Source organism: Luteibacter sp. UNC138MFCol5.1 (assembly GCF_900110505.1).
Lineage (GTDB): Bacteria > Pseudomonadota > Gammaproteobacteria > Xanthomonadales > Rhodanobacteraceae > Luteibacter.
The window spans coordinates 46,218-69,159 of sequence record NZ_FODZ01000001.1; the positions used below are offsets into that span (position 1 = coordinate 46,218).

Sequence of the window (22,942 nt, forward strand, 5' to 3'; positions counted from 1 at the left end):
GGAAGTCGGGGACGATCGAGCCGGCAGAGCAGGCAAACAGGCGACGATTCATAGGCGTCCGTTCATCAGCGAGTGCGCCGAGTATAGGTCGATTTCCCGCTTCTCGCGGACCAGGGTTAGGGTCGCGAACGCACTGCCGCCCACCGGGCAGCAGCGGTCCAGGCCAAGTCGACGAATTCGGCATCAGGATGACGGTTCGAGTTCGACCTTGATCCACCCGGGCTGCCGCTGGTCGAACTGCTCGTAGGCCGCCAGTGCGTCGCTCAGTGGCTCGCGTTCGGTCAGGATCGACGTCGGAACGACCTGCCCGCTGCGCACGAGCTCGACGAGCATGGGCACGTACTTGCGATGGTTGCAGTTGCCCATGCGCACGGTGAGGTTCTTGTTCATCGCCGCGCCGATGGGAAACAGGTTATCCGAGGGCGGGTAGACACCGATGATGGCCACGGTGCCCGCCTTGGCCACGGCGTCGACGGCCCAGGCCAGCGACTGCATCGGTCCGTCGCCCGCCTGGAAGTGGTCGGCGTCCTCGCGCGCGGCGGGCGACGCCTGCTTCGCCGTCTCGGGCGTATTCGACTTCTTCGCCGGTCCTTCGTGCGCGTGTTCGGCATCCACGCCCACCGCGTCGATGACCGAGTCGACACCGATGCCGCCCGTCAGCTGCTTGATCGTTTCGACCGGGTCTTCCTTCGAGAAGTCGATGACTTCCGCGCCCTGGTTCCTCGCCATCTCCAGCCGATCCGGATGCTGGTCGATCGCGAAGACGCGACCTGCGCCCATCAGCTTCGCGGATGCGATCGCGAACTGCCCTACCGGTCCGCAGCCGAACACGGCGACGAGGTGACCCGGCTTGATGCCGGCAAGGTCGGCACCGAAATAGCCCGTAGGAAAGATGTCGGAGATGAGGATCGCCTCGTCGTCGCTGACCTCGTCCGGCAGGCCGACCAGGTTGACGCCGGCGAACGGCACACGGACCTTCTCCGCCTGCATGCCATTCAGGCCGCCGGCTTCCTTCGGGCCACCGTAGAACGCGGTCCCCGGACCGTTCGGATTGGCGTTGTCGCACTGCGCCGAATAACCTGCGCGGCAATACGAGCAATAGCCACACGCGACCGTCGACGGGATGACTACGCGGTCGCCGACCTTCAGGTTGCGCACGGCCGAGCCGATTTTCTCCACCACGCCGACGCCTTCGTGTCCAAGGATCGTTCCCGGCTCGACGCCCGCCATCGTGCCGCGGATGAAGTGCAGGTCGGTGCCGCAGATCGCCGAGCTGGTCAGCCGGACGATGGCGTCGGTGTCGGCTTCGATGGTCGGCTCGGGCACGTCGTCGAGGCGGATGTCGCCTGTCCCGTGGAAGACGATGGCTTTCATAAGATACTCCGGCATGTGAGAGCCACGACGTTATCGGTCGGGCCGTGAACGGCCGGCCCGCAAACTGTCGCCGTCCGATGATCGTCCGCGTCCGCGCGGTCAGATCGCCTTCTTCACGGGCGACGCAGGTGCCTCCACCCGCACCAGCTTCATCGGCGGCGAGCCTTCGATCATCGTGAAGCTCGAGAAGTCGCGCGTGAATTCGACCGTGATCCCCAGGGATTCGGAGCGAAAGCGTCGTCCGGAGAGCGTGACGAGTCGCTCCGCGATGGGCGCACCGGCATGCGCGTAAAGACCGTCCGGCCGGGCTTCGAGGACGACATCGAGTCCGCCGCCGACGAAGTGCCCGGCCGCTTTGGCGTACTCGGCAAGGCTGAGCGTTCTCTCTTCGCTCGCCGGTGCGGCGATGTCGGGCCAGCCGTAGTCGGTGGCCACCGCCCGGACGACATCGGCCACGATTCGCCGGTCACCGCCGTTGGTCAGCACGACGACGCCTTCGCCCTTGTCCGCATAGGCGATCATGAACACGTAATACCCGACGTTGACACCGTCGTGCATGAAGCGCGACGGACCGTTCGGATAGACGGCCACGCCCATGCCCCAGTTGTCCCTGACCGCGGTGAGCATCTGCCGCGTCATCGCCGGTGACAGACGATGACCCGTCTTGCCCTGGGCGGAGGCCTGGATGTCCATGATAAGGCGGGCCAGATCCGCGGCGGTCGTCCACAGGCCCGCGGGCGCGAGCTCCGGCTGGAGGCGGTAGTTGCCGGCAACGACGCTGCCGTTTTCGTGCCCGAACGCCAGGTTGGTGACCAGCTCGGGCGACGGCGGCATGGCGAAGGCGCTGCGTGTCATGCCGAGCGGGCCTAGCACTTCGCGTCGCTCAAGCTCGGCGAACGGTGCACCGCCTGCGTCGGCGAGTGCGACCTGCGTCACGACGTAGCCACCGCCGGAATACTCGAACGTCTGCCCGGCGGGAAGCACGCTGCGCACGGCGGGCGTGTTGGCGGGCGGCACGCCGTCCAGGATCTGTTCGGGCGTGGGCAGCGGCACGCCGGGCATGTAGCCGATGAAGCCATGGACGCCGAGCCCCGACGTATGACTGAGCAACTGGCGTAGCGTGACGCCGTGCGGCGCCAGCGCCGGGTCCGCCGGAAGTTTCCAGGAACGAAGCGCGTCGTCGATGTTCGCATCCAGCCCGAGCTTTCCCTGCTCGACCAAGCGCAACGCCAGTACGGCGGTGGCGACCTTGCTGATCGAGGCTGACTGGAACACCGTGTCGGGCGTCACGGCCTTGCAGCTCACGACATCGCGCACGCCCCACCCGCGCGCCCAGGCGAGCTTGCCGTCGTGGATCACCGCGACGCTGATGCCGGGCACGCCGTACTGGCGCATCCGCTCGGCCAGCGTAACGGGCTTGTCGCCCTTCCGGATGACGGGCGGCAACAGATGCGATTCCACGTAGCGCGTGTGCGCGTTGTCCGGCCCACCCGCGGAAGCGGCAGGCTCGGGACACAGGGCGAACGCCGGCGCCGCGGCGAACCCGGCCACGACCATCGCTCCACGCATGACGAGTCTTTCGATGCCTCGCATCGTTCGTGTCCTTTCAGGGGGTATCGGGGTGGCAGACGTCCTACTGACGACGGACCACGCTGCTGACGATCAGGCCGTCGCGGTCGAGCAGGAAGAACACCTGCTCGGCCCCATGTTCGTGCTGCACGTCGTAGCTGTCCCAGCCATAGTCCGTGACGCCGTTGAATCGATACGACTGCACGGGACCGAGCGCGTCGAAGTACTTCGCCAGCGACTCGCGCTGCGCCGCGCTCTTCGGCGGCGTACCGGAGCGCGTGCCCGCGTCGGTGGGAGGATTGGTCAGAACGAGTCGCAGCGCTTTTTCGCTCTCGGGGTACGGTGTCTGTTCGCGGATCCTCGCGGCGAGCGCTGCCCGGATCGCTTCGGCACGCGCCTCGTCGACGCGGTTCGCCGTCGCGGCCAGCGCGCCGTGGATGTAGACCGCCATGGCCTCGACGCGATCCCCCGCACCGCGGGTGAATTCGAGCCGCGCGTCGAGCACCGGAATCACGAACGACGTTTCGCTGACCGCGGGTGCGTCGATGGTCCCCTGCGCCATGAACTGGCCGATCGGCGTCACCGTCAGGTCGTCGCCCTTGCGCGCCACGGTGACCAGCGAGTAGTCGCCGAGTTCGTACTCGCCGGCGTAGGCATCGAGGAGATCCGGGCTGATCCGGATGGCCCCGTTCGTGGCCGGCACGGCGGTGGCGGGAGGCGTCACCTGTGCCGCGAACACCGCCATGCCAAGCGCGACGCTGATCAGGGCGAACGCGGTGGCGCGTGCCCAGCGTCCTGGCTGCGAAAGCATGATCCTGATCCGGTGTTCGAGGAACGATCGCGATTCCGACATGGCGGTGACCGAACCGATGAATTCGGACTGGTTCTGCCCTACCTGGATCAGCGTCTCGCAGTACTCCTGCACCTGGCCACCCGAGCGCAGCACGCGCGCATCGCAATCGACCTCGATCGCGCAGCGAAGGCGATGGAACTGCCACCACAGCAGCGGATTCCATGGCATGGCTGAGAGCAGCACCAGGGCGCCGGCGACGAGCAGCGGATCGCGCGCCCGCAGATGCGACTGCTCGTGGGCCATGACGTAGCGCTGCTGCCCGACCGACTCGCGCATCACCCACGCCGGCACCACGATGCGCGAGCGGATGAGGCCGACCACGGCGGGGCCGGCGCTGTCTGAAACCAGCACGGGAACGCCGCACAGCTGGCCCGTGGTCCATCGGCGCTTGCGTCGCTGAAGGATGAGCGCGCTGGCGGACAGGAAGGCGACCAGAGTGAACGAGCTCGCGGCCCATATGTCGATCGCCGCCCTGTTCACCGACGGGGATGCCGTGTAAGCACTCGCTCCGCTCCAGTCGATTGCGACCGATGCCAGGGGAATCGAGGTGGTGTCCCGCAAGGCGATGGCGGACGCCGCGCGCGTCGGCGTTGCGGGCTTGGGCACCGAAACCGTCGCCATGCCGATCGGCAGCGCCACCGAGGCGACGATCGCGGCCATCCACGGCCAGCGCTTCGGCATTCGCCGGGACGTCATCGCCTTTTCGGTCATGAGGGCCGCCGCGCCGAGGGCCATCGCGACGAGGACGGCATACACCATCCAGGCCAGCATCATTTCGTGTCCTTGTCGGCGTGCTCGGCGAGCAGCTTGCGCATGCGGCCGATCTGCTCGGTCGTGAGCTTCTGCTCGGAGACCAGGTGAGAGAAAAGGAGTTCCGTCGAGCCCTTGAACAGTTTGTCCGTCAGGTGCTGCAACGCGTTCTTCCGAGCGGCCCGCTGCTTCACGCTCGCGAAGTAGCGGTGGCCCCGTCCCTCTTCTTCGTAGCCGACGTATCCCTTCGCCTGGAGCGTGCGCAACACCGTCAGTACGGTGGTGTAGGCGAGCCTGTCGCTCAGCTTCTCGCGAACGTCCGCCACCATGGAAGGCCCGTGCTCCCACAGCACCTGCATGACGTCAGCCTCGCGGTCGGTGAGGGAGATCTTCATGCACGGCCCCTGCGGCGATATCTACTAAAGATGTAGTAGTGATACGCCCGAAGGGCCGCCCGCGTCAACTAATTATTTAGTAGATGACGCGGGAGGGCGCTTCGCTTCGTAGGTCCCGACTTCACCGTCATCCGACAGTTCCGAGATCCTGGGCTCTCCACTGTAGGTGCTCAGCATGAGCGCCTTGCGCGCATCGCCCGTGACGATGAACAGGCTCGCGCCGGACGCGGCATTCGATACGACCTTGAAGTGCTCCACCTTTCCGTTGGCGGAATCGAGCGTCAGCACGGCTTCACCGCCCTGGTCGACGGTGCCGTACCCCCCGCGCTCGGTGCCGTCCGGGCCGTTGATGACGATACCCGAGAGGTCACCCGCCCGGGTGCCCGTCTTCCCGTCGATCGTAGGTCCCGGTACGGGCGCCCCGATGACGACGCGAGGGATACCGGCCGCATCGTCGATCACGATGCCCCTCGCGTGCAGGATTCGATCGCCTCGCTGCGTGGCGATGAAAGCGGCCGCCGAAAAGCAGACCGCGATCGACGACAATCCGAGGCTCAGCCATGACACCACCGCTGCGCGCACCGTGAACTCCTTTATCGAATGGGTGGTTCCGGCCACGTAGCACACCGCCGTTGCGCGGCCACCGAACGTCCGGCGACCATTTAGCCCGAGACGGCGCGAGCCCGCAACGATGCGCCATCCCTATGGATGATTGCGTGGGGCCGCGGGGTGTGATTTTTTCGACAGACCATCTTCAGGGAGCGTACCGCGCCTCGATGTCCGCCTCGACGACCAACCGGTCGATGCGCTACCTGCGCGTCGACGACACCGAACTGCGATACGCGGCGATGAACCGCAGCGGGCTCACCGTGAGCCGGCTGACGTGCGCGCGCGAAGGGCACGGCCCCAGCGATCCGCACGCGCTCGAAGGCGCTTTTCTCGTCGCGCTTCAGCTGGCCGACTATCGCGGCGAACTCTGGCGGAACGGACGAAGGGTGCCGACGCGCATGTTCGGCGCGGGCGAGTTCACGGTCTACGACTATCGCGAACGCTGGCGGGCGAACCTGCTCAGCCGGTTCGACTGCATGAACTTCCATGTTCCGTTGTCGTCTTTCGACGCGACGGCGCTCGAGCTGAGACGTCCCGTCGACCGGCTCGACGTCGCCCCGGGCGTGAGCGTCCGGGACACGGTGGTGGAGAACCTCGCGAGCGCCCTGCTTTCTGCCACCGTCGCCCCGCAGGAAGCCAGCCGCGTCTTCACCGACCACGTGGAGATGGCCTTGCTGGTCCATCTCGCGACGCGCTACGGGGCCAGCGCGCCGGTGCCGACGCGACATGCCGGCGGCCTCGCGCCAGCGCAGCTCCGGATGGCGACGGAGATGCTCGCCGACGATCTCATGGGGCGGCTCTCCATCACTGACATCGCCGCCGCCTGCGGCCTTTCCAGCGGTTATTTCATCAAGGGGTTCAAGGTCTCCACCGGCCTTCCGCCGCACCGGTGGCTGCAGCGGCGACGTGTCCAGGTCGCCATGCAACTGCTCGCCGGCTCGACGGACGCACTGAGCGATGTAGCGTCCGCGTGTGGCTTCGCGGACCAGAGCCATTTCACGCGCGTGTTCCTCCGGATCGCCGGCGTCACGCCGGGCGCGTATCGCAGCGTGCGAGGCCCGGCTGCCTGAGACCGCCGCGATCCGTCGCGGCGGTCGTACCCCGGTCACTTGCCCGCGTTGGCGCGTGCGCGGCGCTCGATGCTGGCGGCGAAGAGCGGCGTCTCGCGGCTGTTGTGATCGCTCGATGCCGACTGCCGCGCGGCGGCCGCCTGCTCGATCGTCATGCCGTTCTCGGCGAGCCACGCCACGTACTCCGGCGGCGCCGACGAGACGACCGAGTTCGTGTACTTGCAGCTCGTCTCGTCGATGGCCTCGACGGACAGATCCCAGATCACCTGCACGCGGCTACGGCCCTGCGGCGCGAAGACGTCGGACAGCGACACCATCCGGCAGTGATTCGGTTCGGCGACTTCGGCGACGTATTGCTGGATCACGAGCCCCTTGCCGATCATCTCGACATTGATCGACATCCGGCGGCCGTCGTCGGTCCAGGTGGAGCCGGCGGCGATGTGATCGGGTGGGCAGCAACGCTTGTACTCATCGCTCGGCAAGCTGAACAGCCATTCGGCGATGTCGACCTTGTCGACGGGCAGATTGATGACGGCGCTGTAGGCGGAGCGGGAAAGGACGTTATCGGACATGACGGGGTTCTCGTGGAGAAGGGTGTGACGAGATTCTCCCTGCGAGAACGCGGACGTTCTTGGCGTAACCGCATTGCAGTTAATCGTGGAACGAAATCATCGGCGTGGAACGTTTCGGCTGTGCGAACCGAAAGAAAGGCCGTTGAAAATTACGAGGCGTATGCTTCCGCCCAAGTCCTCATCGAGCGGCACCGTCATGGCCAGGCTGGTTTTGTTTCTTCTCTTGTTGGGTGCGTCGCTGGCACATGCCGCGGATTCTCCCAAGGACGTCCAGGCGCTGATTGCCCGCGGCGACTATGCCGGCGCGGAAGCGATGCTGCGCGAGGCGGTGGCGGAGCACCCGCAGAGCGCGAAGGCGCATTACGTGCTCGCGGAGGTGCTGGCGCACCGGGGCAACATCGCCGATGCGAAGGCCGAGGCGACGAAGGCCGTCACGCTCGATCCCTCCACGCGATTCACCGACCCTGCGAAGTTCCAGGCGTTCCAGCGCGAGCTGGACGCGGCGCTCGGGTCCACGACGCAGGCACCACGCGGCGATACCGCCGCTCGTTTCGGGGATGACGCGCGATCCGCGACCGGCTCGGGCGGCTCGTCGCACTTCACGACGATCCTCGTCATCGGTGGTGTCGTGATCCTCGCCCTCATCCTGCTGATGCGGAAGAAGCGCGATGCCACGCCTGTCCCGGGCCCGTATGCCGGGACGCCTCCCACCGATGGCGTGCCGCCGTACTCCGGCTACACGTCGAACGGTCCTTATCCGCCCATGCCCCCACAGCCGCAGGCGCCTCACTCGGGCGTCGGCACGGCGGTCGCCGCCGGACTGGGCGGCGTCGCGGCGGGCATGTTGCTCGACGAGGCGCTCCGCTCGCACGGCGAAAGCACCGAGCCGCGCGACGTGACGCCGGTGAGCCGCGACGACCGCGACCCCTCGGGTCAGGCCTACGACGACCTGCGCGACCGTCCCATCGACATGGGCAACGACGATAGCTCCTGGGGCGACGGCTCGTCGGGCGACGACGATTCCTCCGACGACAACAACTGGTGATCGTCAGCGCGGCGCCAGGATGGCGTCGAAGGCCGGGGCGAGGATGGCCGCGAGGGCCTCGGGAGACGCTTCGGCGAGCGCCCGCATGCCCAGCATCTGCCGCATGAACTGGAACCCCGCGATCAGCGCGAGCGCCACGCCGGCGCGGAGTTCGGCCGACTCGCCCCCGAGAGACGAGGCCAAGGTGCGCTGGTGGTGCTCCTCCACCTGCTCGCGACAGATGGCCGCCGCGCGCTCGTTCGACGCCGACTTGAGCAGGATGAGGAAGCCGTCGAGTCGGGATACGTCGCCGGCTGTCCGCTCGATCAACGCACTCGCGAGATCGCGGCCTCGTTCCCTGGAAGCCAGCACGTCGTCGCGCAGGATCTGCGGCTCGGCGAGTGTCGTCGCCACCACCTCTGCGAACAGTTGCTCCTTCGAACCGAAATAGCGGTTGACCAGCATCGCGGTGACGCCGACCTGCTGCGCGATGTCGCGAACGCCCGCGCCGTCGTAGCCGAAGGTCGCGAACGCGTGGCGCGCCGAGGCCAGGATCGAAGCCCGCGTCGCCGCGGCGTCGCGCTTTCTCGGAACATCGGAGGACGTCATGGCGGGATCCTAAGTAAACAGGTGTAGACAAGGGTTGCCGCCTAAGTATACTGGTGTAGACATCATGATGGGGTGGCTACAGTGGATCTTCGTCTCAGCGGAAAAACCGCACTCGTTACGGGCAGCACCTCCGGCATCGGCGCGGCGATCGCCCGGATGCTCGCCGCGGAAGGTGTGTCGGTGGTCGTCCACGGTCGCGACGCCGGCCGCGCAGCGGCCGTCGTGGAATCGATCGAGGCGGCGGGGGGCCGCGCATCCATGGCCCTCGGCGATCTGGCAATCGCCGCGCAGGCGGAAAGCGTTGCCGATGTGGCGCGTGCCGCTTTCGGACACATCGACATCCTCGTCAACAACGTCGGCGGCTCGTCCGACACGTCGCATGCCGACTGGTTCGGCGCCTCGGTGGATGAGTGGGCCGAGAACTACAACGCGAACACCCTCGCCGCCGTGCGCCTCACACGCGCCCTCGTTCCCGCCATGTGCGAACGCGGCTGGGGACGCGTCATCCAGATATCGTCGCGTAACGCGATTTCCCCGCATGCGCAATTCCCCGCCTACGGGGCCGCCAAGGCGGCGCTCAACAACCTTACGCTCAGCCTTTCGAAATCGCTCGCAGGATCCGGCGTGACGGCGAACGCGATCATGCCGGGACTCATCTACACCCCGCAGCTCGATCACTGGTTCGCCACGACCGCGAAGCAATTGGGCAGCGACGACCCCGAGGTCGGCAAGCAGTACGTACTGCGCAACGTGGTAAGACAGACCGTGGATCGCCTGGGCATGCCGGAGGACATCGCGATCGCGGCCTGCCTGCTGGCCAGCCCGCTCAACGACTTCATGACAGGCACGATCTTCCGCATCGACGGCGGTGCCACGCCGACCGTCTGACGCCGATGCCGCGGCGCAGTCGCACGCAACGACGAGACGAAACCTGCTTGCACGATTCATCCTGCCGCAAGGAATCGGAAGGCAGACTCCGGTGACGTTGATTCCGGCCTCGTGCCTCGTACGGAGATAGATCCATGCGTACTCCCACCCTGCTCATGGCCGCCTCGCTCGGTCTCGTCCTCGCCTCGGGCGCCTTCGCTTCCGACCGTCCCGATCCGGGCAAGCTGACGAACAAGTGCCTCGACGCCGCGGGCAAGAAGTTCGACGTCAAGAACGACTACATCAAGCTGCAGCCGCTCGAAGCCGCGGACTCGGGCTACTCGATCGCCGGCGTCGCCAACGCGGGCATCGACGGCGAGAAGAAATTCACCTGCGAGTTCGACAAGAAGGGCAAGCTCGCGAACCTGGTGCCCGAGGGCAAGTGAACCTTCATCGCGCCACGGCCGCGACGACCCGGTAACTATCGCGCCGGGTCGTCGTCGCCGGCGCGAGACGCCGGATAGGCCCACCGCAAGGCCGCCCGCTCGGATGCACGATAGATGGTGTCGTGCCGCTGCTCCGGGCGCGGAACGTACGTCCACACCAGCCCTGGCGGTTTCGCCGCGCGCAGCGCGCGATCGAAGGCCGCGACGTTCGGTGCGATGTTTTCCTCGTCGGCCGATGTCAGAAAGAGGTGCCGCGAAGCGGCCGGCAAACTCCGCAGCAGCGCCGGGGCATCGCGGACGATGCCCGCATCGTTCCACCAGAGACTCGGGCTGATGGCGATGACCGTATCGAAGAGAGCCGGCTCGTGAAGCAGGCTCTCGATGGCGAACAGGCCGGCGAGCGACTCGCCGATGACACCACGGTGTGCGTCGGCCCGGTAACGCTTCTGGATTTCGGGCACGAGCTGCTTCGCGATGAAGGCACGAAACGTCGCCGAACCTCCCACCCGGGGCGCGATCTTCCTGTCATCGGCGACGGCCGTCGGACCGGTCATGTCACGCCGGCGCTCCGTGTTTTCGATACCCACCAGAATCAGCGGCTGGATCTCGCCGGCCCGGATGCCTTCGTCCAGCGCCCGCGCGAGATGCGGAAAGTCCTCCTGCAGGCCGCCGTCCGGCATGTACAGAACGGGAAACCGGCGGGCCGATGTCGCGTAACCCGGCGGTGTGTAGACGTTGATGCGCCGCGTCTCGGCCGGCGATGCCGACGCCAGCGAGAAACTCTCGTGAGCCGGCGGGACGTCGTCGGCATGGGCCACGAACGTGGCGGCAAGCACGACGAGGGCGATAACGGTGGTCCGTGGCATGAAAGCGTCCCCTGAGCGCGACCTTCGACTCTAGCGGCTGTCGTGCCCCAGGTCACCACCGCGCGATCGTCATCGCGATTTCGAGCGCGATCAGGGCGATGATGATGAGTTCGAGCAGCCCGGCACGGCTTGCCGCGGCTTCGTCGTAGAGCGCAGCATAGGTGTCGCGCACGATGGCGAGCTTCCGGTCGACCGCGCTGCCAAGCGCTGGCACCTGGAGCAACTCGAGCGCCTTCGCATACGCCATCGCGAGGTGGGGGCTACCCGGCACCTCGATGCTCGTGTCGAGCTTCTCCATCAGTTCCGTGACTTCGCCCACCAGCGTGTAGAGCCTGCGGGCCAGCGTCGCCATCCGCCGGGGCGCCAGCGCGGCGAACCGCTCGTGGGCGCGCGCGACCAGCGCGTACATGCGGGGGAGTTCGTCGTAGAGCAACGTGTTGTAGAAGCGCAGTTCGAGAACGCGGGCGTGCGCGGCCTCGAGCACATCGGTCATCCCGGGCACCCACGCGGCGCCCTGCATGTAGCTCCGCGATGCCCCCAGCGCGAGCAGGTCGTCCGCGTGATGCGAATAGCGATGCTCGAGCAGCCGCTCCCGCGCCGGCCCGGAGAGCTCGCCCGCATCGCCGGAGAGCAGGCGCGCGAGCTGCGTGTCGTCGGGAGCGTCGCGACCGGCGGTGGCCGTGACGACGACCATCAGATGTTCCTCGGCGAGAAGATGCTCGTCGCGCCGGGGAGGTACGCCGCATGTATCGAGCAGCCGGCGCAGCGCAGGATTCCAGACGCCAGCCGGCCATCCCGTCGCGGCGACGGGATTCAGCGCATCGACCAGCGACAGCAGTCCGTCCCAGTCGAGATCGACGATCTCACAGGAGAACGACAGCGCGGCGACGCCGAATTCGTAGAGGCGCGCCGTCGTGTGCCCTTCGATGCCACGGCTTCCTGCGGGCCATGTCGCATAGCCGAGCACCACCGCGAGCGGCTCGAGGTCGACGATCCGGTCCCCCGGTGCGGCTTTCATATCTTCGTCGGAGGACGTCCTGCCGCGCACCGCTCCCAGGTCGATCGTGTCCGCGACGTCGACCAGGCGCTGCACGACGACACGGCCGGACTGGATGCGGAACGTGGCGGTACCCGCAGGGAGCGGTGTCGTATGACCTTCGTCGCCGGCCATGGCGTCCCTCCGCCGGCGATCAGTCGAGCACGAAGCTCACGCGCATGCAGACGCGCCATACGGTGATCTGGCCATCCGGGCCGGTGCGTGCCTTGATGTCGCTCACCCAGGCGCCCTTGATGCCGTCGAGGGTTCTCGCCGCGCGCGTCAGCCCCTGCTGCACGGCGTCCTCGATGCTGCTCGACGACTCGGCGACGATTTCGATGGTCTTGGCGAACGTGTTCATGTCGGGGCTCCCGTCGAGAGATCGTCCTGGAGGACGAATGGCATGAGGGATTTCAGCCAAGTCTGCCCACCCCACCCGGCGCGGACATTGACCCCGGTCAACCGCCGGCGATTGGCGCCGCGCGCGAAAGCCAATACGCTGCCATGCACCCTGCCGGGAACGACGCGATGCGCAACGGCTCCACACAGCGGCCATACCTCGTCGCGATGCTGACGGCGGCTCTCGTCGTCGTCGCGATCTCCGCCTGGCGTCCTTGGGACGTGCAGGACTGGCTCCTTGAGAATGCGCTCGTCGCCGTGGCGCTTCCGCTTTTCGTGCGAGGGCATGCGCGCATGCCCTTCACCCTGCTCAGTTACGGCGCGCTGCTGCTTTTTCTCTGCCTGCACGAGATCGGGGCGCACTACACGTATTCCGAGGTGCCTTATGGCGACTGGATCGTACCGATCGCGCCGTCTCACGGCCCAGGTACGGACGCGCGCAACCACTACGACCGCTTCGTGCACTTCTGCTATGGGCTGCTGGTGATCCCGGCCGCCATCGAGCTGTTCGCGTGGCGCGCGCCTGCGAGGGGGCTTTGGCGATGGATCCTTCCTCTGACCTTCATCATGGCGCACTCGGTCGTTTACGAGCTGGTCGAATGGGGCGCCGCCGTGACGTTCGGCGGCGACCTCGGCCAGGCCTATCTCGGATCACAGGGCGACCCGTGGGATGCGCAAAAGGACATGGCCCTGGCCGCGCTGGGCGCCATCGTGGGCATGGCCCTGCTGGCGGCCATGCGCTGGACGCCGCTGGTCGGGCGACGCTGACATATCGACATATCGATATTTATAGAAATGTAGTAGCCTTGTGGTGCATAACGGCCTGCGGAGCACGACCATGACCACGCGCGCGTTGAACGTGCTGTTCCTGTGTACCCACAATTCGGCTCGCTCGGTGCTTGCCGAGAGCATCCTGCGCAAGGAGGGTGCCGGACGTTTCCGGGCGTTCTCCGCGGGTAGCTCGCCCCGGACGTCGGTCAACCCCATGGCGATCGAGGTGCTGGACGAGTTCGGTTACCCCACGACGGGGCTCGAGTCCAAGAGTTGGGACACCTTCGAGGCGGAAGGCGCGCCGACGATGGACATCGTGATCACCGTCTGCGACAACGCGGCGGGCGAAACATGTCCGATCTGGCCGGGACGGCCCGTGACCGCCCACTGGGGCATCGAAGACCCGTCCGCTGTGGAAGGCTCGCCGGTCGATCGCAAGCGTGCGTTCGTCACGGCGCTACGTTACCTGCGACAACGCATCGGCGCGCTCGTCGCATTGCCGACGGAACGGCTCGATGCGCTTGCCATGCGGCAGGAGCTGGTCCGCATCGGAAAGGGCGAAGGCGCTTCGCCGCTGGCGCGCGGAAACGGATGACGAATCAGCGCGTGGCAGCGTGCCGCCTCTTCGGCGTTTCACCGGCGGCTTTCGCGCCGCGCTTTGCCGGCAGGCAGTCGCCGCCAGTCGCCGCGCAGCAGTTCTCGGTGAGGAACGCGACAAGCCCGTCCACCGCGGCGATCACCGGCGCGTAATAGATGAACCGGCCGGACTGCCGGCTCGTCACGAGCCCGGCGTGAAGCAGTTCTTTCAGGTGAAACGAAAGCGTGGCGTTCGCGAGGCCCAGACGCTCGCCGATCGCGCCCACGGGAAGGCCGTCCGGCCCCTGCTCGATCAGCAGACGGAAGATGGCCAGGCGCGATTCCTGAGCCAGTGCGGAGAGGACCTTGATGGCTTCGGGCGTCTTCATCGAATGGGCCGGCAACGAATGGCCAGTGTAACAAATGCGCGCGCGGCGCCGTCGCCGCGCTTCCCTCACCTTCAGCACACCGGATCCGCATGCTCGTTGCCACCGCGCTCTTCGTCCTGACCCTCATACTCGTCATCTGGCAGCCCCGGGGGCTCGGCATCGGCTGGAGCGCGGCAGGCGGCGCGATCCTCGCGCTGGCCCTCGGCGTGGTGCATCCGGGCGATGTTCCGGTCGTCTGGCACATCGTGTGGAACGCCACGGCGAGCTTCGTCGCCATCATCGTCGTCAGTCTCATCCTCGACGAAGCCGGTTTCTTCGAATGGGCGGCGTTGCACGTGGCACGCTGGGGCGGCGGAAACGGACGTTACCTGTTCGTCGCGATCGTGCTGCTTGGCGCCGCGGTGTCCACCCTGTTCGCCAACGACGGCGCTGCGCTCATCCTCACGCCGATCGTGATGGCGATGCTCGGCGCACTCGGCTTCGGGCCCGCGGCGACGCTCGCGTTCGTGATGGCTGCCGGCTTCATCGCCGACATGGCCAGCCTGCCCCTGGTGGTGTCGAACCTCGTGAACATCGTTTCAGCCGATTTCTTCCGTCTCGGCTTCAACGGTTATGCCGCGGTCATGGCGCCGGTCACGGTCGTCGCGGTGGCGGCGACCCTCGCCGTGCTGCTGGCTCGCTTCCACGGCGACATTCCCACGACGTACGACATGGCACTGCTGAAATCGCCGGCCTCCGCGATCCGGGACCGCGCGACCTTTCGCACGGGCTGGGCCGTACTCGCGCTGCTCCTGGGCGGATTCTTCTTCCTCGAGCCCCTGGGCGTGCCGGTGAGCGTGGTCGCCGCGGCAGGCGCGATCGTGCTGCTGACCGTCGCGGCGCGTGGTGGGCACATCGCCATCCGCAAGGTCGTGAGTGGCGCGCCGTGGCAGATCGTGCTGTTCTCGCTCGGCATGTACCTCGTGGTCTACGGGCTGCGCAATGCGGGCATGACTCACTATCTCTCGGTGGTGTTCGACTGGCTGGCAGGACGTGGTGTCTGGATCGCCGCCGTAGGTACCGGGCTCATCAGCGCGGTCCTCTCGTCGGTGATGAACAACATGCCGACGGTACTCGTCGGAGCACTGGCGATCGATGGCACGCACGCGAGCGGCGCCGTGAAAGAGGCGATGATCTACGCGAACGTGATCGGCTGCGATCTCGGCCCGAAGTTCACGCCCATCGGATCGCTGGCCACGCTATTGTGGCTGCACGTGCTGGCGCGCAAGGGCCTCATGGTCGGATGGGGCTATTACTGCCGCGTCGGGGTCGCGCTCACCGTACCGATCCTCCTTGTTACCCTGCTCGCCCTCGCGTGGCGTCTCGATCCGGGATAGGGTTGATCCAGGTCAAAGCCGGCCCTCGGCGACGAACCATCATGGCGCCCTCACTCACGCGACGGCCCCGCCATGGACATCCTCATCGACATCCAGTCCAGCGAGCGCGACACCCCGCACATCGCCTTCGCGTTCGCGCTCGCCCGTAGCTTTGCCGCGCATGTGACGGGCCTGCAGGTGATCGCGATGGACGCCATGGTCGTCGCCCTGCCCGATCCGCTGATCGTCCTCGAGAACGAAGAGAACGTGGCGCACCAGCGGCACGAATGGTGGGACGCCGCCTGCCGTCGCCACGGCGTGGCTGGTAGCTGGGAAGTGCAGCGCGGCGTGCACCGGCGCGTACTCGTGCGCCGTGCGAGCTTCGCCGACCTCCTCGTCGGGCGCCTGCCAGGAAGCGGCTCGGGCATACCGCTGGGGACCGGCCTCCTCGCCCGCGTGCTGATGACCCGCGTCGCGCCGATGGTCCTGGTTCCCGACGCCTGTTCCGGCGCGCTGCCCAGACGCCTCCTCCTCGCATGGAACGGTTCCGCGGTCGCCGCGCGTGCGATCCGGGCCGCCCTGCCGGTACTCACGCGCGCGCGCCACATCACCCTTCTGGCCGGCGACAGAGCGGGACGACTCAGGACAGGTGCCGACGCGTTGCTGCGCGGGTGGCTGGAGCGGCATGGCATCGTGTGCGACTGGATCGAGTTGCCGGCGCAGGTGGCGGCGGGCGAAGCGATCTGCCGCTATGCCACGGAAGCCCGGGCCGACGCGATCGTGATGGGCGCGTGGGGTCGTTCGCGGCTTCGCGAACTCGCTCTCGGCGGCACGACCCGCCACCTCCTCGCCAACGCGTCGGTCCCGCTCTTCCTCTCGGCGTGAGGGCCTTCCGATTGATTTCGGTCAACGCCACGCGAGATGCGAGGCGGACACTCGGTGCGTCGCGGTATTCCGGAGAGCGTCCATGAGAGCGATCGATATCGGGCGGCGCCACGTGCCGACAGTGGCGGGCGACACACCCGTGACCGAGGTAGTCCACCTCATGCGCCACCACCAGGTCTCGTGCATCGTCGTCGCGGAGGCGAGCCGCAGGCCGGAGGGCGTGGTCTGCGAACGCGACATCGTGATGCGCGGCATGCCACCCGACGCGGACCTGACGCATCTCACCGCCGCCGCGATCATGTCCACGCCCGCCGTCGTCTGCCACGTCGACGGCTCGCTCGCGGACATCGTCCAGGCGATGGCGGGCGGTGGCGTCGGCCATCTTCCGCTGGTCGACGATCTCCACCGCCTGGCCGGGATCGTGTCGGCGACGGATGTGACAGCGGCGGTCGCCGAGCTTCTCGGCGAGCTGGCCAGGGCGCTCGCACCCGACGCGCTCGCCGACCGCCCCTACGCCTGAGCGGTCGTGTTCCCGCTCCCACCGGAAGTCACCGCGCTCAGCGTCGCGCTCGGGGTCGGTTTGTTGCTGGGTCTCGAGAGGGAGCGGGCAAAACGCCACGGCTCGCGCGTGGACCAGGCCGGTGTCAGGACGTTCGCGCTGTTGTCGCTCGCGGGAGCGATCGCGGGCCTCATCGGTCTACCCGCGGTGTACGTCGCGGGGTCCTTCGTGGTGCTGGTCGCGGCCCTCAAGCATGCCGCCGCCGAGCCGTCCGACGCGGGTCTCACCACCGAGGTCGCCATGGTGGTCACGTTCCTGCTCGGACTGCTCGCCGTGTCCGCTCCCGCCGTCGCAGGCGGCACCGGTGTCGTCGCGGCGATACTGCTGGCCAACCGTCGTCGCCTCCATCGTCTGTCCCGCCAGTGGCTGTCGGAAGAGGAGCTCGGCGACCTGCTGACGCTGGCGGCGGCCGCGTTCGTGGTGATGCCGTTGCTGCCGGACCGCCCCATCGACCCCTGGGCCGTGATCAATCCGCGCGAGCTGTGGATGCTGGCGGTGGCGATCATGGCCATCGCCTCGCTCGGGTACCTCTCGCTACGGCTGCTCGGACCGCGCTTCGGGCTCGTGATCGCGGGACTGGCGGGCGGATTCGTCTCGAGCACGGCGACCGTCGCCGCCATGGGCGATCGCGCGAAGAGCACACCAGCCGCGACCCGCCTCGCGATAGGCGCGGCTTTGATGTCGAACGTCGGGACGCTGGTGCAGCTGGGCGTGATCGTCGCCGCGGTGTCGCCTGTCCTGGCACGGCAACTTGCCGTGCCGCTCGCCGCCGCCGGCGGCGCGGCCGTCGTGGTCGCCCTCGCGGCCGGGTGGCGTTCGCCATCCCATGGCGAATCCTTGTCGACGCTGGATGGCGGCCGGCCCTTCGAACTCGGCGAGGTGTTGCGCTTCGTCGCCCTGCTCGGTGGCGTGACGTTGCTGGTCGCCATCGCACGTGACGAGCTCGGCGACGCGAGCCTCCCGTGGGTGATGGTCGTCTCGGGCATCGTCGATGTGCATGCTGCCGGCGCGTCGCTGGCACGAGCCGTCTCGGGAGCGCACCTGGACCCAGGCGCGGCAGCGGCCAACATGACCGCCGCGCTCGCCGCGAACGCGACCCTGAAATGTACGCTGGCGGCGTGGCGCGGCGGACGCCGCTTCGCCCTCGGCGTCGTGCCCGGCGTGGCGTTCATCGTGCTCGTCTTCGCCGGCGGCGTGTTCCTCCCCTCGATGCTCGACGAGATACGCCGCTAGCGGGCGGTGTAACCACCGTCGACGACCAGTTCCGCCCCCGTGACGAACGAGGATTCGTCCGAGGCGAGGAAGACGACACACCAGGCCACTTCGTCGGCGGTACCGAGACGACACAGCGGATGCAGCGCGGCGAGCTCCTCGAAGTGTGCGGCATCGTCGCCGCCCATGCTCGCCACGTGGCCCTCCACCATCGGCGTGCGGATGAACCCGGGATGGACCGAATTCACGCGGATGCGGTCTTTCGCGTAAAGCAGCGCGTCGGTCTTCGACATGAGGCGCACGGCGCCTTTCGACGCGTGGTAAGGCGGAAGGTCCGGCGCGCCGATGAGTCCGTAGATCGACGACAGGTTGACGATGCTGCCGCCGCCCGCCGCGCGCATCGGCCGTATCGCGTGCTTCGTGCCGAAGAACACGCCCTTGACGTTCACCTGCTGTACGCGGTCCCACTCATCCTCGGAGAGTTCGTCCGTCGGCTTGTTCGCGCCGGTGATCCCCGCGTTGTTCACCATCACGTCCAGCCGCCCGTAGAGGGAAAGCGCGTGCTCGACCGCGCCGGCGACGTCTTGCTCGCGACACACGTCGGTACGGATGAAGCTCACCGACGATGCCTGCAGGCGATCGAGGACCGAATCCGGCGGCCGATGGATGTCCGCGATCACGACGCGCGCGCCCTCGCCAGCCATGCGCTCGACGCACGCGGCGCCGATACCGACGGAACCACCGGTCACGACCGCGACCTTGCCGTTGAGTCTTTTCATGGTTCGTACTCCGTCAGGGAACAAGGACCGCGGCGCCACGGATCCGCCCGTGCCGAAGGTCGTCCAGTGCTTCGTTGGCGCGCTCCAGCGGATAAGCCCGCGTAGTGGTGACGACGCCCGCGGATTCATCGGACGCGAAGAACGTGCGTGCGTCGTCACGCGTGAGATTGGCGATCGAGGCGATCGAACGCTCTTCCCACAGCCAGCGATAGTCGAACGCCGGTATCGTCGACATGTGGATGCCCGCGCAGACCACCGTGCCGCCTTTCGCGAGCTGACGAAGCGCGCGCGGCACGAGGCTACCGTCGGGCGCGAAGACGATCGCGGCGTCGAGCGGCACAGGCGGGTCGTCGAGCGACGAACCGGCCCAACCGACGCCGAGCGAGCGCGCGAACTCCTGCCCCGCGGCGTCGCCATCACGGGTGAATGCGAGGACCTCGCGGCCCTGCGCGATCGCCACCTGGGCGACGATGTGCGCCGACGCGCCGAAGCCATAGAGGCCCAGACGCCGGGCGTCGCCCGCACGCCGCAAGGCGCGCCATCCGATCAGGCCCGCGCAGAGCAACGGCGCGAGCGCGACGGCTTCGCGATGCGTGGGCAGGGCTATGCAATAGGCCGCGCGCGCGACCACATGCGTCGCGAAGCCGCCCGGCCGCGTATACCCGGTGAACTCCGCCGCATCGCACAGGTTTTCCCGACCGCTACGGCAGTAACCGCAGACCTGGCAGGTGCTGCCCAGCCAGGGCACGCCCACGCGACTGCCCGCGGTCGGCCATTCGACGCCTCCGCCGACCGATTCCACCCGCCCCACGATCTCGTGCCCGGGAACGATGGGCGTCACGATGCCGGGGAGCTCGTCGTCCACGACGTGCAGGTCGGTGCGGCAGACGCCGCAGGCCTCGATACGTATCAGCACCTCGCCAGCCGACGGTACGCCGGGTGGCATGTACTCGAGCGACAGCGCTTCCCCCGGCCGACGCTGCACCATCGCGCGCGCTTCCATACGGCAACCGGCGTCGTTCGTGATCGGTCCCACCGCCATCCGGCACCTCCGCGCATCGTCGATGCGGGGCAGGATGCCGTGACGGCGTGTCGCACGCCTTGACCAGCATCAAGTGGCACGGCCGTCGCGGTTGGCGCTATCGTAATCGGGTCCGGGGCGGCGACGGGGTACCGCGCCGCGGTACGGCATCCAGAGGTTCGACGGACGGCTCCGAGAAGGGTGGCCCGATGAAGTCCAGCGACATGCCGGTCGACAGCCTGCTGATCGTCGACGACGAGCCCGACGTGCGGAACCTGCTCGCGCGCTATTTCAACGCGCAAGGATTCGCCACCGCGACAGCGGCCGACGGCGCGCAGATGCGCGAACACCTGCAGCGCAGCCGTGTCGATCTGGTGCTGCTCGACCTCGGGCTACCGGGCGAGGATGGCCTCTCCATCACCCGTTACCTTCGCGAGGCCTGGCAGGGTCCGGTGGTCATCGTGACCGGGCGCGGCGAGCCGGTCGATCGCGTCGTAGGGCTCGAGCTCGGGGCCGACGATTACGTCACCAAGCCCTTCGACCTCCGCGAGCTGTTGGCCCGCGTGCGTAGCGTGCTGCGTCGCGCGAGGCAGGCGTCGCAGGCCCCTGCGCGAAACACCCCGCCGGCCTTCGCCTTCGCCGGGTTCACGCTGGATACCGCGGCGCGCACGCTGCATGCGCCCGACGGGCGCCCCATCGCGTTGACGACCGGCGAGTACGCGCTGCTGCGCGTGCTGGTGGACCATCCCAACCACGTGCTGACACGGGACCAGCTCATGACGAAGTTGCACGGGCGCGACACCGGTCCGTTCGACCGCGCCATCGACGCCCAGGTGGGCCGTTTGCGCCGGAAGATCGAAACCGATCCGCAGCGGCCCCGGCTGATCCAGTCCGTGCGCGGCACGGGTTATGTCTTCACGCCCACGGTGCGCAGCACATGACCGCGCCGGCGCCCGTGTTCGACACCGAGCTCTACCAGGCGCTCTTTCGCACCGCGCCCGATGCGATGGTCGTCGTCGACCGGAACGGTACGATCGTCCTGGCCAATCCCCAGGCGGACGTCCTGTTCGGTTACGCTGCGAATACACTGCGCGGGCACCCGATCGAAGACCTGCTCCCGGGTGCGGTGCGTGACGTGCACGTCGCGCACCGGACGGCATACATGCGCAATCCGCGCGTACGTCCGATGGGGGCAGGCTACGAGCTGACGGGCGTTCGCGCGGATGGCACCGCGTTCCCCGTGGAAATCGGGCTCAGCCCAGTGTCCGGCGGCGCCACGCCGCTGTTCGCCGCGTCGATCCGCGACATCTCCGAGACGCAGCGCGCACGCCAGGCGCTCGCGCGAGCCCGATACGACGGCGGACTCGCGGAGATCAGTCGGCGCATCCTGCTCGCCGCGAACGTCGAGGCTGCGATGGAGGGCATCCCCGCCCTCGTAGCGCAGGCGCTTTCCGTGAGCGTCGTCGCGCTGCTGCTTCCCGATCCGACACGGGCGGGATTCCGTGTGCCCGCGGCCACGGGGGTGGACCTGGACGCGCTGGAGAACTTCGCGCGACGCATCGATGTCGCGACGCTTGCCGCGCTATTGCCTCCGGCCCTGGGGCCCGATCCGACCGCCCGCCTGCCATTTCCCGATCCGTCCGACGAAGCGGGCAAGCGTTCCGCCATCCGCGACGGCGTCTGGGCCGCTCTGCCCGATCGCGAGGCACCGGCGGGATACATCGTCGTCGGGGTGCCGGCCGACGAATCGTTCGACTGGGACCGCAAGCATTTCCTCGGGTCCGTCGCCAACATCCTGGCCGCGACGATCCAGCGCAGCCGCAGCGAGGAGCAGCTGGCGCACGCGCAAAGGCTCGACGCACTGGGACAACTTACCGGAGGCATCGCGCACGACTTCAACAACCTGCTGACGATCGTGTCTGGCAACCTGCAACTGCTCGAGAGCGACATGCCCGTGGATCCCGAGGTACAGGAGACGATCGCCAGCGCGTCGCGTGCGGTGGAGCGTGGGTCCGTGCTGACGCGCAAGCTGCTCGCATTCTCGCGGCGGCAACGGCTCAATCCCCAGCCGGTGCGCTGCGAACTCCTGCTCGCCGACCTCAACGACATGCTCGGCCGCACGCTGGGCGAACGAATCGCGCTCGTCGCCGAATGCCCGGAGGGCTTGCCCTCCGTCTATGCCGACCCCGGCGAGCTCGAAGCGGCGATCGTCAACCTCGCACTGAATGCCCGCGACGCCATGCCGCGCGGCGGCAAGCTGACGATATCCGCGCGGACACACGACGAACGACACGGCGGCGGCGACCTCGCGCCCGGGCGCTACGTCGTGTTTTCAGTGGTCGACACGGGCGAAGGCATGCCGCCGGAGGTGCTCGCACGCGCGCTCGAACCGTTCTACACGACCAAGGGGCCGAACCACGGCAACGGGCTCGGACTCAGCATGGTTTACGGGTTCGCCACGCAGTCGCGCGGCCGCCTCGCGATTCACAGCCAGGCCGGTGCCGGCACGCGCGTCGAACTCTTCCTGCCCGGGGCAGTCGACGCGGCGGATGCCACCGCGCCACCCTGCGACATCCAGCAGGGCACGGAGACCGTGCTCGTGGTGGAAGACGAAGCGGGCGTGAGGCGCATCGCGGTCGCCTTCCTGCGTGGTCTCGGATACGAGGTCGTCGAGGCGGCCAGCGCGACGGCCGCGCGAGCGGCGCTGGAGATCCACCCCGGGATCGATGTGCTGTTCACCGACGTGGCGCTCGGCGAGGGGGAATCGGGTTTCGAACTCGCCGCGGAGCTGCGTGAACGTCATCCTGCGCTGCGCGTGCTGTTCACGTCGGGATACGAGCATGGATCCAGCGAAGACGACGCAAATGCCCCCTTGCCGGGCATGCTGCTGCGCAAGCCCTATCGCCGCGAGCAGCTCGCGGCGGCGCTGCGACGGGTGCTCGATGGCGATCCTTGA

Annotated in this window: 25 protein-coding genes; 12 read left to right on the plus strand and 13 right to left on the minus strand. The window is 67.9% G+C overall.

Translation table 11 applies throughout. From position 1 onward, the window contains the following. Positions 1–183: 183 nt before the first annotated feature. From BMY69_RS00230 to BMY69_RS00250, 5 genes are all read right to left on the minus strand, one after another. Positions 184–1,374, minus strand: a complete 1,191-nt coding sequence (locus tag BMY69_RS00230) for a zinc-dependent alcohol dehydrogenase (RefSeq protein WP_090174894.1) — start codon at positions 1,372–1,374, stop codon at positions 184–186. Between the two features lie 99 nt (positions 1,375–1,473). Then, positions 1,474–2,967 (minus strand): serine hydrolase domain-containing protein, encoded by a 1,494-nt coding sequence (locus BMY69_RS00235; protein ID WP_090174895.1) that lies wholly within the window; start codon positions 2,965–2,967, stop codon positions 1,474–1,476. Positions 2,968–3,007: 40 nt separating this feature from the next. After that, positions 3,008–4,570 (minus strand): M56 family metallopeptidase, encoded by a 1,563-nt coding sequence (locus BMY69_RS00240; protein ID WP_090174896.1) that lies wholly within the window; start codon positions 4,568–4,570, stop codon positions 3,008–3,010. Then, the gene (locus BMY69_RS00245) at positions 4,567–4,941 is read right to left on the minus strand and encodes a BlaI/MecI/CopY family transcriptional regulator (RefSeq protein WP_090174897.1); all 375 of its coding nucleotides are present in this window, start codon (positions 4,939–4,941) and stop codon (positions 4,567–4,569) included. The genes BMY69_RS00240 and BMY69_RS00245 overlap by 4 nt, the downstream gene beginning before the upstream one ends. Before the next feature lie 72 nt (positions 4,942–5,013). Further along, positions 5,014–5,559 carry a hypothetical protein gene (locus BMY69_RS00250; protein ID WP_143070360.1) on the minus strand — a complete coding sequence of 182 codons (546 nt, stop codon included), beginning with the start codon at positions 5,557–5,559 and terminating at the stop codon, positions 5,014–5,016. A gap of 158 nt (positions 5,560–5,717) precedes the next feature. Between BMY69_RS00250 and BMY69_RS00255 the strand changes: the two genes are divergently transcribed. Beyond that, positions 5,718–6,620 (plus strand): helix-turn-helix transcriptional regulator, encoded by a 903-nt coding sequence (locus tag BMY69_RS00255; protein WP_177191023.1) that lies wholly within the window; start codon positions 5,718–5,720, stop codon positions 6,618–6,620. A gap of 35 nt (positions 6,621–6,655) precedes the next feature. Here BMY69_RS00255 and BMY69_RS00260 read toward each other — a convergent pair whose 3' ends face one another. Further along, positions 6,656–7,192, minus strand: coding sequence for a hypothetical protein (locus BMY69_RS00260; protein ID WP_090174900.1), 537 nt, complete (start codon positions 7,190–7,192; stop codon positions 6,656–6,658). A gap of 196 nt (positions 7,193–7,388) precedes the next feature. Between BMY69_RS00260 and BMY69_RS00265 the strand changes: the two genes are divergently transcribed. Next, positions 7,389–8,237, plus strand: a complete 849-nt coding sequence (locus BMY69_RS00265; RefSeq protein ID WP_177191024.1) for a tetratricopeptide repeat protein — start codon at positions 7,389–7,391, stop codon at positions 8,235–8,237. 3 nt (positions 8,238–8,240) lie between these two features. Here the strand turns inward: BMY69_RS00265 and BMY69_RS00270 are convergent, their stop codons facing one another. Next, positions 8,241–8,825, minus strand: coding sequence for a TetR/AcrR family transcriptional regulator (locus tag BMY69_RS00270; protein WP_090174902.1), 585 nt, complete (start codon positions 8,823–8,825; stop codon positions 8,241–8,243). A gap of 81 nt (positions 8,826–8,906) precedes the next feature. Here BMY69_RS00270 and BMY69_RS00275 point away from each other — a divergent pair, with 81 nt between their 5' ends. Beyond that, entirely contained in the window at positions 8,907–9,713 is an 807-nt protein-coding gene (locus BMY69_RS00275; protein ID WP_090174903.1) for an SDR family NAD(P)-dependent oxidoreductase, read from the plus strand. 134 nt (positions 9,714–9,847) lie between these two features. Further along, positions 9,848–10,138, plus strand: a complete 291-nt coding sequence (locus tag BMY69_RS00280; protein WP_090058344.1) for a hypothetical protein — start codon at positions 9,848–9,850, stop codon at positions 10,136–10,138. A gap of 35 nt (positions 10,139–10,173) precedes the next feature. On the opposite strand, the gene BMY69_RS00285 is transcribed toward BMY69_RS00280, so the two are convergent. The 3 genes from BMY69_RS00285 to BMY69_RS00295 all read right to left on the minus strand — a co-directional run bounded on the left by BMY69_RS00285 (position 10,174) and on the right by BMY69_RS00295 (position 12,401). Continuing rightward, positions 10,174–10,956 carry an alpha/beta hydrolase gene (locus BMY69_RS00285; RefSeq protein WP_255364423.1) on the minus strand — a complete coding sequence of 261 codons (783 nt, stop codon included), beginning with the start codon at positions 10,954–10,956 and terminating at the stop codon, positions 10,174–10,176. Positions 10,957–11,056: 100 nt separating this feature from the next. After that, on the minus strand, positions 11,057–12,175 hold the full coding sequence (locus BMY69_RS00290; RefSeq protein ID WP_090174906.1) for a hypothetical protein: 1,119 nt from the start codon (positions 12,173–12,175) through the stop codon (positions 11,057–11,059). Positions 12,176–12,194: 19 nt separating this feature from the next. Beyond that, the gene (locus BMY69_RS00295) at positions 12,195–12,401 is read right to left on the minus strand and encodes a dodecin family protein (RefSeq protein WP_090174907.1); all 207 of its coding nucleotides are present in this window, start codon (positions 12,399–12,401) and stop codon (positions 12,195–12,197) included. Positions 12,402–12,568: 167 nt separating this feature from the next. On the opposite strand from BMY69_RS00295, the gene BMY69_RS00300 reads away from it, so the two are divergent. Both BMY69_RS00300 and BMY69_RS00305 read left to right on the plus strand, forming a co-directional pair. After that, the gene (locus BMY69_RS00300; protein ID WP_090174908.1) at positions 12,569–13,207 is read left to right on the plus strand and encodes a DUF2238 domain-containing protein; all 639 of its coding nucleotides are present in this window, start codon (positions 12,569–12,571) and stop codon (positions 13,205–13,207) included. 70 nt (positions 13,208–13,277) lie between these two features. Beyond that, a complete protein-coding gene (locus BMY69_RS00305) occupies positions 13,278–13,805 on the plus strand; it encodes an arsenate reductase ArsC (protein WP_090058340.1) in 528 nt (175 codons plus the stop codon). A 4-nt stretch (positions 13,806–13,809) separates the two neighbouring features. Here the strand turns inward: BMY69_RS00305 and BMY69_RS00310 are convergent, their stop codons facing one another. After that, positions 13,810–14,175, minus strand: a complete 366-nt coding sequence (locus BMY69_RS00310) for an ArsR/SmtB family transcription factor (protein ID WP_090058339.1) — start codon at positions 14,173–14,175, stop codon at positions 13,810–13,812. An 89-nt stretch (positions 14,176–14,264) separates the two neighbouring features. Here BMY69_RS00310 and BMY69_RS00315 point away from each other — a divergent pair, with 89 nt between their 5' ends. The 4 genes from BMY69_RS00315 (at position 14,265) to BMY69_RS00330 (ending at position 18,207) form a co-directional block, all read left to right on the plus strand. Continuing rightward, entirely contained in the window at positions 14,265–15,551 is a 1,287-nt protein-coding gene (locus BMY69_RS00315; RefSeq protein WP_090174909.1) for an arsenic transporter, read from the plus strand. A 72-nt stretch (positions 15,552–15,623) separates the two neighbouring features. Then, entirely contained in the window at positions 15,624–16,415 is a 792-nt protein-coding gene (locus tag BMY69_RS00320; RefSeq protein ID WP_090174910.1) for a universal stress protein, read from the plus strand. 82 nt (positions 16,416–16,497) lie between these two features. Further along, complete coding sequence (locus BMY69_RS00325) at positions 16,498–16,935, plus strand: CBS domain-containing protein (protein ID WP_090174911.1); 438 nt, start codon at positions 16,498–16,500, stop codon at positions 16,933–16,935. A 6-nt stretch (positions 16,936–16,941) separates the two neighbouring features. Continuing rightward, positions 16,942–18,207 (plus strand): MgtC/SapB family protein, encoded by a 1,266-nt coding sequence (locus tag BMY69_RS00330; protein ID WP_090174912.1) that lies wholly within the window; start codon positions 16,942–16,944, stop codon positions 18,205–18,207. Here the strand turns inward: BMY69_RS00330 and BMY69_RS00335 are convergent. Continuing rightward, entirely contained in the window at positions 18,204–18,965 is a 762-nt protein-coding gene (locus tag BMY69_RS00335) for an SDR family NAD(P)-dependent oxidoreductase (protein ID WP_090174913.1), read from the minus strand. The two genes, BMY69_RS00330 and BMY69_RS00335, sit on opposite strands and share 4 nt — an antisense overlap. A gap of 13 nt (positions 18,966–18,978) precedes the next feature. Continuing rightward, positions 18,979–20,007: a zinc-dependent alcohol dehydrogenase family protein gene (locus tag BMY69_RS00340; protein ID WP_255364424.1), complete on the minus strand. Its 1,029-nt coding sequence runs from the start codon at positions 20,005–20,007 to the stop codon at positions 18,979–18,981. A 188-nt stretch (positions 20,008–20,195) separates the two neighbouring features. Here BMY69_RS00340 and BMY69_RS00345 point away from each other — a divergent pair, with 188 nt between their 5' ends. Both BMY69_RS00345 and BMY69_RS00350 read left to right on the plus strand, forming a co-directional pair. Then, positions 20,196–20,927, plus strand: coding sequence for a response regulator (locus BMY69_RS00345; protein WP_090174914.1), 732 nt, complete (start codon positions 20,196–20,198; stop codon positions 20,925–20,927). Continuing rightward, positions 20,924–22,942 (plus strand): PAS domain S-box protein, encoded by a 2,019-nt coding sequence (locus BMY69_RS00350; RefSeq protein ID WP_090174915.1) that lies wholly within the window; start codon positions 20,924–20,926, stop codon positions 22,940–22,942. The genes BMY69_RS00345 and BMY69_RS00350 overlap by 4 nt, the downstream gene beginning before the upstream one ends.